Source organism: Streptomyces sp. NPDC033229 (assembly GCF_055576875.1).
On record NZ_JBVIQR010000022.1, the window covers coordinates 37431 to 49298 of the forward strand.

Below are 11868 nucleotides of genomic sequence, written 5' to 3' on the forward strand. Positions count from 1 at the left end.
CGATCGCACGCACCAGACGCCGCGGGCCACGCCCTTCGGGCGTACGCCGCGACTTCGCGGACACACCCTAGGCCTGCCACCAGGCTCGAGAAGCGGCCCCACGCCATCGCACCTAGGCTGGACGGGCGCATCAGACGCCGTCGTCGGCCGTCCGAAACCGGCCGCGAAAGGCAGGTTCCGATGAGTTCGAGCCCGACGAGCCCGGGCGGCGCACCCGCGCCGACGCCGACCGAGCCGCCACCCCACCCCCACCGCCGCTGGTGGGCCCTGGTCGTCATCGCGCTCGCCCAGCTGATGGTGGTCCTCGACGCGACGGTCGTGAACATCGCCCTCCCCTCCGCCCAGCGCGACCTCCACATGTCCGACGGCGACCGCCAGTGGGTGATCACCGCCTACACCCTCGCCTTCGGCGGTCTGCTGCTGCTCGGCGGCAAGGTCGCGGACCTGGTCGGCCGCAAACGCACCTTCACGGTCGGGCTGGTCGGCTTCGCGGCGGCGTCCGCGCTGGGCGGCGCCGCCCACACCTCGACGCTGCTGTTCGCCGCCCGCGCCCTGCAGGGCGTCTTCGCCGCGCTGCTCGCGCCCTCCGCGCTCTCCCTCCTGACCACGACGTTCACGGACGTGAGGGAACGCAGCAAGGCCTTCGGCATCTACGGCGCTATCGCGGGCGGCGGCTCCGCGATCGGACTGATCGCGGGCGGGCTGCTGACCGAGTACCTGGACTGGCGCTGGTGCCTCTACGTGAACATCCCGATCGCCCTGGGCGCCCTGGCCGGTGCCCTGTGGCTGCTGCAGGACCACCGCCCCACCCACCGCCCGCGCCTGGACATCCCCGGCGTGCTGCTCGGCTGCGGCGGCCTCGTCGCCGTCGTCTACGGCTGCAGCGAGGCCGAACCGCGCGGCTGGGGCGATCCGCTCGTCCTCGCCCTGCTGACCGGCGGGGTGGCACTGCTGGCGGTCTTCGCCTGGTGGCAGACCCGGGCCGGCAGCCCCCTCCTGCCCCCGCACATCATTCGCGACCGCAATCGAGCCGGCGCGTTCCTCACGATGGGGCTCGCCGTCATCGCCATGTTCGGCATGTTCCTGTTCATGACGTACTACCTCCAGGTCGTGCTCGGCTACTCCCCCGTCCGGACCGGCCTGGCGTTCCTGCCGCTCACTGCCGCGATCATCCTCACCTCGACCCAGGTCTCGGCCCGGCTCATGACCCACGTGCCACCGCGCACCCTGATGGTGCCCGGGGCGCTGCTCGCCGCCGTCGGGCTGTTCCTGCTGACCTTCCTGACCGTCGAGCCCGCCTACGTCTCGCACGTCCTGCCCGCCGAGATCCTCGTCGGGCTCGGCATGGGCCTGATCTTCATGCCGGTCATGGCCACCGCCACCGCGGGGGTCGCCCCGACCGAGTCCGGTGTCACCTCCGCCACGGTCAACACGGCCCAGCAGGTCGGCGGCTCCGTCGGCACCGCACTCCTCAACACCATCGCCACCACCACCAGCGCCGGCTACATCGCCGCGCACCTCACATCCGCCGCCGCCGACGGCCCGCTGACACCCGCCGTCCGGGACGCCGTCACCAAGGAAGGCGTGGTCCACGGCTTCCATGTCGCGATCGGCTGGGGCTCGGGCATCATGCTGCTCGCCGCCGTCGCGAGCGGCCTCCTCGTCACCGCCCGGGCGCCCAAGCACGGCACACCGGCGGGCGACCCCACCCGGAACACCGACGCCGTCGTCCGACGCCAGGCCTGACCTGCATCCCCCGACGGCCCGGGACGGCAGCGGGCGCCCGGCAAGGCCGGGCACCCGCTGCCGTTCGCCGAGACCTGATCAGCCGCCCAGCACACTCAGATCGATCCGCGCGAGCCGCTCGGGGTCGGTGAGGATGTCGAGCGTGGTGATCCGGTCGCCCTGGACGGTGAACGCCATGACGGAAATCGCCCGGCCGTCCGCCACCGCGACCACACCGGGGGTGCCGTTGACCAGCGCCGGGAAGGCGGTTTCCGCGAACCGGGCGAAGGTGATCGCCTGGGAGGCGACCTCCGCCGCACCACGGCGGAGCACGCCCGGACGCAGCGCCCCACCGTCGGAGCGCGCCACGATCTCCGGATCCAGGACGGCGACGAGGGCATCGAAGTCCCCGCCGCGCGCGGCGGCGAGGAAGGCGTCCACGATCCGGCGCCGATGGGCCAGATCGGAGTCGGGAGCGGGCGCCGCACCCTGGACCCGGCGACGGGCCCGGCTGGCGAGCTGTCTGGTCGAGGCGGCGGTGCGACCGAGGACGGGGGCGATCTCGTCGAAGGGCACGGCGAACATGTCGTGCAGGACGAACGCGAGACGCTCAGCCGGAGCGAGCGTCTCCAGGACGACGAGCAGGGCGATGCCGACCGAATCGGCCAGGAGGATCTCCTGTTCCGGGTCGAGGCCGTCCGGACCGCTGATGACCGGGTCGGGAAGACGGACCCGCCCCTCGTCGTCGTGCAGCGGGCTCTCACGCCGCGTGGTGCGCGAGCGCAGCATGTCCAGGCACACCCGGCCGGTCACCGTGGTCAGCCAGCCGCCCAGGTTCTCCACGCCGGTGACATCGGAACGGCTCAGCTTGAGCCAGGTCTCCTGGACGGCGTCGTCCACGTCACCGAGCGAGCCCAGCATCCGGTAGGCCACCGCCCGCAGATGGGGCCGGTGCTCCTCGAACCGTCGCGCCAGCAAATCCTTCTCGCTCACCCGTCACATCCCCGTCCGCTGATCCGTCAGTGCAGTCAAGGACCATATCCGGCCGGTGCAACAGGCAACGATCACCTGTGAGATGGAGACGAAACCCATGAACGCGCCACCGCACGGCACCACCGCCACCGCCACCTCCACCGCCACGAAAAACCACATGCGCGCACCCGCCCGGGCGGGCATGCTGGACGCCATGAAGATCAGAATCGCCGAGGCTGCCGACTGGCCCGCCATATGGCCCATCGTCCGCACCGTGGCCTCGGCGGGCGAGAGCTTCACCTTCCCACGCGACATCGGCGAGGACTTCGCCCGCGAATGCTGGATGCTCACCGCGCCCAGCCGGACGGTCGTGGCGGTCGACGACGCGGGAACCGTCCTCGGCACCGCCAAAATGAACCCCAACCACATGGGCCCGGCCGCCCACATCGCCAGCGCCAGCTACATGGTCGCCCCCGAGCACACGGGCCGCGGCATCGGCCGCGCCCTCGGCGAGTACACCATCGAATGGGCCCGCGCCGAGGGCTACCGCGCCATGCAGTTCAACGCCGTCGTCCAGACCAACGTCCGCGCCGTCGCCCTCTGGCGCTCACTCGGCTTCACCGTCATCGGCACCCTCCCCGAGGGCTACCGACTGCCCGACGGCACATACACCGGGCTGCACATCATGCACCGCCCGCTGTAGCGGCGGGCCCCCGGCCGGACAGCGCCGTCAGGCCACCACGCGCAGCTCGCGCGCCGTGTTGTTCAGCCGTCGGCCGCCCGTCTCCGTGCAGGTCACGATGTCCTCGATACGGACGCCGAACCGGCCCGGCAGATAGATCCCCGGCTCGATCGAGAAACACATCCCCGGCACCAGCGGCAGGTGCTCCCCTTCCACCAGATACGGCGGCTCGTGCGTGGTCACCCCGATGCCGTGCCCGGTGCGGTGGATGAAGTACTCGCCGTACCCCGCCCGCCGGATGACCTGCCGCGCCACCCGGTCGATCTCCTGGCACGCCACCCCCGGCCGCACCGCCTCGAACGCCGCCTGCTGCGCCTCGCGCACCAGGTCGTGCACCGCGCGCTCCTCGCGCGTCGGCTCCCCCACATGGACCGTACGGGTCGTGTCCGAGCCGTATCCGTCCTTCAACCCGCCGAAGTCCAGGACGACCATGTCGCCGTCCTCGATCACCCGCTCCCCTGCCTCGTGATGCGGGTTGGCACCGTTCGGCCCGGAGCCGACGATCGTGAAATCGACCTGGCTGTGGCCGTGTTCGCGCAACAGCCGCGCCAGATCCGCCGCCACCTCGGACTCCCGGCGCCCGGCGAAGCGCACGCCCACGATCTGCTCGTACGTGGCGTCCGCGGCGGCCCCCGCCGCGGCCAGCCGCTCCACCTCGTAGGCGTCCTTGACCGCGCGCAGCATCGGCAGCACCTCCGTGAGGGCGCCGTACGCCACCTCCGGGCGGTTTCGCTGCAAAGCCAGCAGATGCAACGCCCAGGCGTTGTCGGAGACCCCGTAACGACCCCTCGGCTCCAGGAGCTTGGCCATCAGCGCGTACGGATCCTCGCCGTCTGTCCAGCCGCTGACCGCCAACGCGCGGGCACCCGGGGCCCGTTCGGCGTCGGGCCGCTCCAGGGCGGGCACCAGCAGCTGCGGCCGGCGTCCGGGGGCGAGCAACAGCACCGTCAGCCGCTCGGTGGTGGGCGGCCGGTAGCCGGTCAGCCACACCAGATCCGGGCCCGGTGTGACGATCAGTCCGGCCAGTCCGGCATCAGCGGCCGACAGCGCGGCACGCTCCATCCGGGCGGCGTAATCCTTGGGTTCCACCGGGTCATCGGACGACCCCGGGGCGACAGCGGCGGCATCGGTCATGGGGGCAGCGTAATCCGGACGAAGGCGGTCGGCGGGAACTTCTCGACCTCACGGGTGAGAGCCCCTCCTACCGGCGGATGAGGTGTACCCCGACCCAGGACCGATTTCCCCCTGAATCCGTTGTGCGCAAGCAACCCCCCTGCCTAGCGTGTTCATGCCCGTACAAACACTCGGCCATACAAACACGCGACAGGTCGGCGGGCCGCGCAAGATTAAATCTTTTAAAGGAGCACCATGTTCCGACGAGTAGGTCGGTTCGCCGTCCACCGCCCCTGGCTCACCATCGGGGGCTGGATCATAGCCGCCGTCCTTCTGGCCGTGTTCGCGCCCGGGCTGAAGTCCACCACCGACGAAACGGAGTTCCTCCCCTCGCACTACGAGTCGGTCCGGGTCGGCAAGCTCCAGGAGGAGGCCTTCCCCAAGACCGAGCAGCCCGCCGCCATCGTGGTCTTCCAGCGCAAGGACGGCGGCAAACTCACCGCCGCCGACCGCAGCGACGTGATCAAGGTGTCGGCCGGCCTCGAGGGCAAGCACCGCGAGAAGATCGCCAAGGTGGTCACCGGACCCCAGGCCGTCTCCCCCAACGGTGAGGTCGCCCTGGCCAACATCATCGCCACCACCAAGAACGCCTTCGACGACAAGCTGCCCAAGTCCGTCAAGGACCTGCGCAACGACGGCAAGTCGCTGCTCGAAGGCACCCAGCTGAAGATGGGCATCACCGGTCAGGCGGCCAGCGCCCTGGACTCCCAGGAGTCCTCCGGCGACACCGACGCGATGATCATGATGGCGACCCTGCTGCTCATCATCGTGCTGCTGCTCGTCATCTTCCGCAGCCCGCTCATCGCGATCCTGCCGGTCATCATCATCCTCGTGGTCGCCATGGTCGCCAACGGCCTCATCGGCACCGCCGCCGAGCTCGGCGGGCTGAAGGCGGACGCCTCCATCTCCGCGATCCTCATCGTCGTCCTCTTCGGCGTCGGCACCGACTACATCCTCTTCCTGCTCTTCCGCTACCGCGAGCACCTGCGGCAGGGCCAGGAGCCGAAGGAGGCGCTGGCCGACGCCGTCGCCAAGGTCGGCGAGACCATCGCCTCCGCCGCCGGCGCCGTCATCGTCGCCTTCCTCGCGCTGCTGCTGTCCACCATGGGCATGATGCGGGCGATGGGCCCCTCGCTCGCGATCTCCGTCGCCGTGACGCTGGTGGCCGCGCTCACGCTCGTCCCCGCCGTGTTCTCGCTGCTGGGCACCAAGGCCTTCTGGCCGTCCAAGGCGTGGAAGAAGACCCCGAAGAACCGGTTCGCCAACGGCGTCGGCAACCTCGTCGCCCGCCGCCCCGCCATCGTCGCGTGCCTGTCCACCGCGGTCCTCGCCGTCCTCGCCGTCGGCGCGTTCAGCTTCAAGGCCGAGTTCGACACCTCCAGCCAGATGCCGCAGAAGCTCGAGTCGGTCCAGGCGATGAAGGACATGCAGCGCGGCTTCTCCGCCGGCCAGTCCGACCCCGCCATGGTCTACCTGAAGTCCAAGGACGGCGCCAAGCTGAACCAGGCCGAACTGGGCACCTTCCGCACGAAGCTGGCCGGCATCGAGGGCGTCGGCCAGGTGGCCCCCGCCGTCAGCAACCCGGACGGGACCGTCGCCCAGTACGCGGTCGTGCTCAAGTACCGGCCCACCGAGGACAAGTCCATCGAGCTGGCCGGCGGCACCCTGCGCGACACCGCGCACGCCTCCGCGCCCCAGGGCACCGAGGCCCTCGTCGGCGGCACCTCCGCGGTGCTCTCCGACATCCAGAAGGCCGTCGCCCACGACTACAAGCTGGTCTTCCCGGTCGCCGGCATCGCCATCATGGTCATCCTGGGCCTGCTGCTGCGCAGCCTCGTCGCCCCGGTGTACCTGATGATCGCGGTCGCCCTCGGCTTCAGCGCCACGCTCGGCGCGACGGTCTGGCTCTTCCAGGACATCAAGGGCGAGTCCGGGCTGCTGTTCATGCTGCCGGTGATCGTCTATCTCTTCGTGGTCGCCATCGGCACCGACTACAACATCCTCATGGTCGCCCGGCTCCGCGAGGAGGTCCGCCGCGGCGTCCCGCCGAAGGAGGCGATCCGCACCGCGGTCGCCCAGTCGACCCCGACCATCACCTCGGCGGCGATCATCCTCGCGGGCACCTTCGGCGTCCTGATGCTCGCCGAGAACTCCATGCTCCAGCAGATGGGCTTCGCGGTGGCCTTCGGCATCCTCCTCACGGCCTTCGTGATGGCGATGCCGCTCGTCCCGACCGTGACCTCCCTGCTGGGCCACAAGGCCTGGTGGCCGGGCCACCAGGACTCCCCCACGGAGCCCGTCCCGGCCCACCACGACGACGCGGGCACGGCCCCGCAGTGGTCGGCGGGCGAGGAAGCCCGCCGGTAAGTAACCGGTTCGTACACGACCGCGAATAGCAACGGCCCTCCGTGATCACTCACGGAGGGCCGTTGTTCGCGCTGACCTGCGCTTTTACTGAGCCGCCTGTCGGACTCGAACCGACGACCTGCTGATTACAAATCAGCTGCTCTAGCCAACTGAGCTAAGGCGGCACAACGCACGCGGGCACCGCCCACGGACGCGGCACCACTCTACACAGCGCCCCGTTCCGTCATCCACAACCCAGACACCCGTTCCCCTCTCCCAAGCGCACCCAGACAACGACATAGCGGCGTATCAGTGACTTTGCATGATTTCGCTCGTTGACGCTCATGTGCTGGTCCGATCGTCAGCGCATGGGAGGGTGTGATGAAGGAGCAGGCGGCCCCCGCCGCTGAACAGCGAATACGGGTGACCGGCGAGAGAGCCCACCGGGTCAAGCGCGAAACCCTGGGTATACCTGAGCAGCGCAAACACCAGCAAAAACCGGCCTCGCCGATGAAGGGCCGCACCAAGCCTTCCGGGACCCGCGAGCGCACGTACCGCTTCCGCTTCTATCCGACGGATGAGCAGGCCGAGCAGTTGTCGAAAACCTTCGGCGCCTGCCGATGGGTCTACAACCAGGGCCTGGAGCTCCGCACAAACGGTTGGGAGCAGCACCAGGTCTCGATCGGTTACGCGGAGACGTGCCGGGCGTTGACGGGCTGGCGGCGGGCAGGCGAGACCTCGTGGCTGCAGGAGGTCTCATCAACGGTGCTACAGCAGTCCTTGCGGCATCTCGACGCGGCGTACTCACGGTTCTTCCGGGGCGCTGCGCGTTATCCGCAGCGGAAGAAGAAGGGGCGGGCGCGGGACTCCGCGACGTACGTACGGACGGGGTTCCGGTGGTTCGAGGATCCGGAGCGCCGTGGCACCGGGCTCATATGTCTCGCCAAGCAATCCGGCCCGTTGGAGGTTCGCTGGTCGCGGGCCTTGCCCGCTGGGACGCATCCGGTCAAGCTCACCGTGACGCGGGACCGCGCGGGGCGCTATTTCCTCTCCGTTCTGGTTGAGGAACGTATCGATCCACTGCCCCCGGTGGTCGGGCTCGACGGAAGTGCGGGCGGCCCGAAGACGGTGGGACTTGATCTGGGGCTGGTCTCCCTGGTCACACTCGACGACGGCGGCAAAGTCGACCATCCCCGGTTGCTGCGCCACTACCGCACTCGACTGGCCCGCTTGCAGCGACAGCTGCATCGAAAAAAGCGGGGGTCCAAGAACCGGGCCAAGGCCAGGCGCTCGATCGCCCGGCTCTACGCGCGCATCGGTGATGTCCGTAAAGACGTGCTCGACCAGCTCACCACCCGCCTCGTGCGCGAGAACCAAGTGCTCGTGGTGGAGGACCTGGACATCGAGAGCCTGAAGCGCGACCGGCCCGGTATGCACAGGCGGCTGAGGGCCCGGCTGAACGAGGCGATCTCGGATGCCGGCTGGGGTGAACTGTTACGGCAGCTCACGTACAAGGCGGCGTGGTACGGCCGCACCCTCGTCGTTGTCAGCCGGTACTTTCCCTCCACGCAGCTCTGTTCCACCTGCCATGCGGATAGCGGGCCGAAAGACCTGTCGGTACGCGTCTGGACATGTGCGGGGTGCGCGGCAGTGCACGACCGGGATGTGAATGCGGCGGTCAATCTCCGAGAGGAGGGATTGCGGCTGTACCGGTTGGTAGCGGAGTCGCTACCGACGGGCAAGGTGCCACCGCCCGTGATCCGGGCTGACGATCTCGCAGAGTGCTCGTCTGCGGCGTAAACCAAGAACGCGACACACGGACCGACGGGCCGTCGGCCGCAAAGCCTGTGGAGCCTGTGCAAGACCAGTCGGCAGTGCCTTTGAAGGGCACGGCCGAGGACAGTGCGTCTGTCCTTTGCTGGCAATGGGCACAACCCGCGCCGTCCGGGGCGGAGGAAGCAGGAAGCTTCTCGGGACCGAGATCAAGGTCAAAAGGCGATTGCTCTGGCACCACCTCCAGAATTCGCCCCCTCAACTACTGACAACCGCCCCACGCCCGGGTACCGTCACCCGCAACCCCGTCCCATTGGACTGGACCACTCCCTCTACTCGGATCGTCCGGCACGTTCCTGCCGGTGAAGGGACCGCATCACCATGGCCACGGTCACGTACGACAAGGCGACTCGCATCTACCCGGGGTCCGACAAGCCCGCCGTCGATCAGCTCGACATCTCCATCGAGGACGGTGAATTCCTCGTTCTCGTCGGCCCTTCCGGCTGCGGGAAGTCCACCTCGCTGCGCATGCTCGCGGGGCTGGAGGACGTCAACGGCGGATCCATCAGGATCGGCGACCGCGACGTCACGCACCTGCCGCCGAAGGACCGGGACATCGCGATGGTGTTCCAGAACTACGCGCTGTACCCGCACATGACCGTCGCCGACAACATGGGCTTCGCCCTGAAGATCGCCGGGGTCAACAAGACGGAGATCCGGCAGAAGGTCGAGGACGCGGCGCGGATCCTGGACCTCACCGAGTACCTGGGGCGCAAGCCCAAGGCGCTGTCCGGCGGGCAGCGGCAGCGGGTGGCCATGGGGCGCGCGATCGTGCGCGAGCCGCAGGTGTTCCTCATGGACGAGCCGCTGTCGAACCTCGACGCCAAGCTGCGGGTGCAGACCCGCACCCAGATCGCGGGGCTCCAGCGACGCCTGGGCATCACCACCGTCTACGTCACCCACGACCAGGTCGAGGCCATGACCATGGGTGACCGGGTCGCGGTGCTCAAGGACGGACTGCTCCAGCAGGTCGACTCGCCGCGCAACATGTACGACCGTCCCGTCAACCTCTTCGTCGCCGGCTTCATCGGCTCGCCGGCCATGAACCTGGTCGAGGTGCCGATCACCGACGGCGGCGTGAAGTTCGGCAACAGCGTCGTGCCCGTCTCGCGGCAGGCGCTGACCGCCGCCGCCGACCGGGGCGACCGCACGGTCACCGTCGGCGTGCGGCCGGAGCACTTCGACGTGGTCGAGCAGAACGGCACCACCGCCAAGACGCTCTCCAAGGCGGCCGACGACGCCCCGGCCGGCCTCGCCGTCACGGTCAACGTGGTCGAGGAGCTCGGCGCGGACGGATACGTCTACGGCACCGCCGAGGTCGGCACCGAACAGAAGGACCTCGTGGTGCGCGTCAACGGCCGCCGGGTGCCGGAGAAGGGGTCGATCCTGCACGTGGTGCCGCGCCCCGGCGAACTGCACGTCTTCTCCACCTCCTCGGGTGAGCGCCTCAGCGACTGACGCCCGCCCCGCGCACGACGACGGCCCCGCACCGGACGCCCCCGGTGCGGGGCCCGGTCGTCCCCGCGCCCTCGTGGAGCACCTTGCACAAGTGGACGTCCGTTTCGCACCCGCTGCCGATAAATACCCCCGCACACCACGCTTTTCGAGCCCCGTGCGTCAACATCGATACCGCACTCACGCGCTGTGGCGTCCCTCAACCGGGTGACTAAATGTCGCCATATCATTACCCCTCGCTACCATCTGCGACATGAACCAGGCCGCCCGCCACATCGGCAGAACTCTCGCCTTCGTCCTCCCCGTCGTTCTCGTGCTCTCCGGGACCCTCGCGGTCACCCGCGTCCCGTGGGCGGCGCCGAGCGACCGGACGCAGGTGCTCACCGCTTCCTCCCATACCGCCTCCACTCAGGCCAAGGCCGCGCGCGCCCCGCACGAGGTGCTGCGCGACCGGCTGCTCACCGAGCTCCAGGAAAAGAACCCGGGCGTCGCGCTCACGCACCTCCAGCAGGCCGCCGAGGGACGCCCCTCACTGGCCCGCCACTGCGCCGACATCGCGCGCGCCCTCGGACGGGCCGCGGTCGCCAAGTACGGCTCCGTGAAGCAGGCCCAGGCCTTCTCACGGCCCGTCTGTGACACGTCCTTCGCCACCGGCGTCGCCCAGAACCACTGAGCGCCCCCCGCGGGCGTTGCCGTGGCACCGGTCGCCCGGCGACCGGTGCCACGGCATATCGTCGTACGCATGACCGGCATCCACGCTCATCCGTACCCCACGCAGGCCGTCGTCCTGGCCGGCGGCCAGGGGTCGCGGCTGCGCCCGTACACCGACGACCGTCCCAAGCCGATGGTCGAGATCCCCGGCACGGGGATCCCGATCATCGGCCATCAACTCGCCTGGCTGGCCGCCGAGGGCGTCACCGATGCCGTGGTCTCCTGCGGCCATCTGGCCGAGGTCCTCCAGGACTGGCTCGCGTCGGCCGACCTGCCGCTCCGGGTGACCACCGTGGTCGAGAAGGAGCCCCTCGGCCGAGGTGGCGGCCTCAAGCACGCCGCGGCGTCGCTGCCCCACCCGGACCAGCCCTGGTACGCCACCAACGGCGACATCTGGACCCGCTTCTCGCTCCGCGAGATGGCCGCCTTCCACCATGAGCGCGACGCCACGGCGACCCTGGCGCTGGCCCGCCCGCGCATTCCGTGGGGCGCGGTGGAGACCGACGAGTTCGGTCACGTCCTCGACTTCATCGAGTCGCCGCCCTCGCCCTATCTGATCAACGCCGGTGTGTACGTCTTCTCCGCCGGCTTCGCGGATCTGCTGCCCGAGCGGGGCGACCACGAGCGCACCACCTTCCCGCGGCTGGCCCGTGAGCGCCGGCTGGCCGGGTTCCCGCTCCCGCACGGCGCGTACTGGCGCGCCATCGACACGGCCAAGGACCTGACCGAGGCGGCCAAGGAGCTTGCCGCTCAGCGCGGTTCCTAGGGCGCGTCCTCAAACGCCGGACGGGCTTGATGTGGCTGAGTTCAGCCACATCAAGCCCGTCCGGCGTCGGTGACCGGTGTTACTCCGGCCGGCCGGGCCCGGCGCCTCCTACGAGGGAGCCGCTGCCGGTCGAGCAACCAGAAGA

At 69.7% G+C, this 11868-nt stretch carries 9 protein-coding genes and 1 tRNA gene; 7 read left to right on the top strand and 3 right to left on the bottom strand.

Annotation, left to right across the window (positions count from 1 at the left end; translation table 11 throughout):
• The first annotated feature begins 180 nt into the window (after positions 1 to 180).
• Positions 181 to 1746, top strand: a complete 1566-nt coding sequence (locus ACZ53N_RS20220) for an MFS transporter (protein ID WP_469142204.1) — start codon at positions 181 to 183, stop codon at positions 1744 to 1746.
• Positions 1747 to 1824: 78 nt separating this feature from the next.
• On the opposite strand, the gene ACZ53N_RS20225 is transcribed toward ACZ53N_RS20220, so the two are convergent.
• Entirely contained in the window at positions 1825 to 2718 is an 894-nt protein-coding gene (locus ACZ53N_RS20225) for a sigma-70 family RNA polymerase sigma factor (protein ID WP_469142205.1), read from the bottom strand.
• Positions 2719 to 2911: 193 nt separating this feature from the next.
• Between ACZ53N_RS20225 and ACZ53N_RS20230 the strand changes: the two genes are divergently transcribed.
• Positions 2912 to 3400, top strand: a complete 489-nt coding sequence (locus tag ACZ53N_RS20230) for a GNAT family N-acetyltransferase (RefSeq protein WP_469142273.1) — start codon at positions 2912 to 2914, stop codon at positions 3398 to 3400.
• A 27-nt stretch (positions 3401 to 3427) separates the two neighbouring features.
• On the opposite strand, the gene ACZ53N_RS20235 is transcribed toward ACZ53N_RS20230, so the two are convergent.
• Entirely contained in the window at positions 3428 to 4573 is a 1146-nt protein-coding gene (locus ACZ53N_RS20235) for an aminopeptidase P family protein (RefSeq protein WP_469142206.1), read from the bottom strand.
• A 234-nt stretch (positions 4574 to 4807) separates the two neighbouring features.
• On the opposite strand from ACZ53N_RS20235, the gene ACZ53N_RS20240 reads away from it, so the two are divergent.
• Positions 4808 to 6979: an MMPL family transporter gene (locus ACZ53N_RS20240; RefSeq protein ID WP_469142207.1), complete on the top strand. Its 2172-nt coding sequence runs from the start codon at positions 4808 to 4810 to the stop codon at positions 6977 to 6979.
• A 90-nt stretch (positions 6980 to 7069) separates the two neighbouring features.
• Here ACZ53N_RS20240 and ACZ53N_RS20245 read toward each other — a convergent pair.
• Positions 7070 to 7143: transfer RNA gene (locus ACZ53N_RS20245), tRNA-Thr, on the bottom strand.
• Positions 7144 to 7339: 196 nt separating this feature from the next.
• On the opposite strand from ACZ53N_RS20245, the gene ACZ53N_RS20250 reads away from it, so the two are divergent.
• The 4 genes from ACZ53N_RS20250 (at position 7340) to ACZ53N_RS20265 (ending at position 11723) form a co-directional block, all read left to right on the top strand.
• Entirely contained in the window at positions 7340 to 8758 is a 1419-nt protein-coding gene (locus ACZ53N_RS20250) for an RNA-guided endonuclease InsQ/TnpB family protein (protein WP_469142208.1), read from the top strand.
• 354 nt (positions 8759 to 9112) lie between these two features.
• Positions 9113 to 10249, top strand: coding sequence for an ABC transporter ATP-binding protein (locus ACZ53N_RS20255; RefSeq protein ID WP_469142209.1), 1137 nt, complete (start codon positions 9113 to 9115; stop codon positions 10247 to 10249).
• 250 nt (positions 10250 to 10499) lie between these two features.
• The gene (locus ACZ53N_RS20260) at positions 10500 to 10919 is read left to right on the top strand and encodes a hypothetical protein (protein WP_385971316.1); all 420 of its coding nucleotides are present in this window, start codon (positions 10500 to 10502) and stop codon (positions 10917 to 10919) included.
• A gap of 69 nt (positions 10920 to 10988) precedes the next feature.
• Positions 10989 to 11723 (top strand): nucleotidyltransferase family protein, encoded by a 735-nt coding sequence (locus ACZ53N_RS20265; protein ID WP_469142210.1) that lies wholly within the window; start codon positions 10989 to 10991, stop codon positions 11721 to 11723.
• Positions 11724 to 11868 lie beyond the last annotated feature (145 nt).

Bases quoted from the DNA above. Each gene is read 5' to 3' on its own strand.
- ACZ53N_RS20220 (WP_469142204.1), top strand. From the start codon at position 181: ATGAGTTCGAGCCCGACGAGCCCGGGCGGCGCACCCGCGCCGACGCCG.
- ACZ53N_RS20230 (WP_469142273.1), top strand. From the start codon at position 2,912: ATGAAGATCAGAATCGCCGAGGCTGCCGACTGGCCCGCCATATGGCCC.
- ACZ53N_RS20235 (WP_469142206.1), bottom strand. From the start codon at position 4,573: ATGACCGATGCCGCCGCTGTCGCCCCGGGGTCGTCCGATGACCCGGTG.
- ACZ53N_RS20240 (WP_469142207.1), top strand. From the start codon at position 4,808: ATGTTCCGACGAGTAGGTCGGTTCGCCGTCCACCGCCCCTGGCTCACC.
- ACZ53N_RS20250 (WP_469142208.1), top strand. From the start codon at position 7,340: ATGAAGGAGCAGGCGGCCCCCGCCGCTGAACAGCGAATACGGGTGACC.
- ACZ53N_RS20255 (WP_469142209.1), top strand. From the start codon at position 9,113: ATGGCCACGGTCACGTACGACAAGGCGACTCGCATCTACCCGGGGTCC.
- ACZ53N_RS20260 (WP_385971316.1), top strand. From the start codon at position 10,500: ATGAACCAGGCCGCCCGCCACATCGGCAGAACTCTCGCCTTCGTCCTC.
- ACZ53N_RS20265 (WP_469142210.1), top strand. From the start codon at position 10,989: ATGACCGGCATCCACGCTCATCCGTACCCCACGCAGGCCGTCGTCCTG.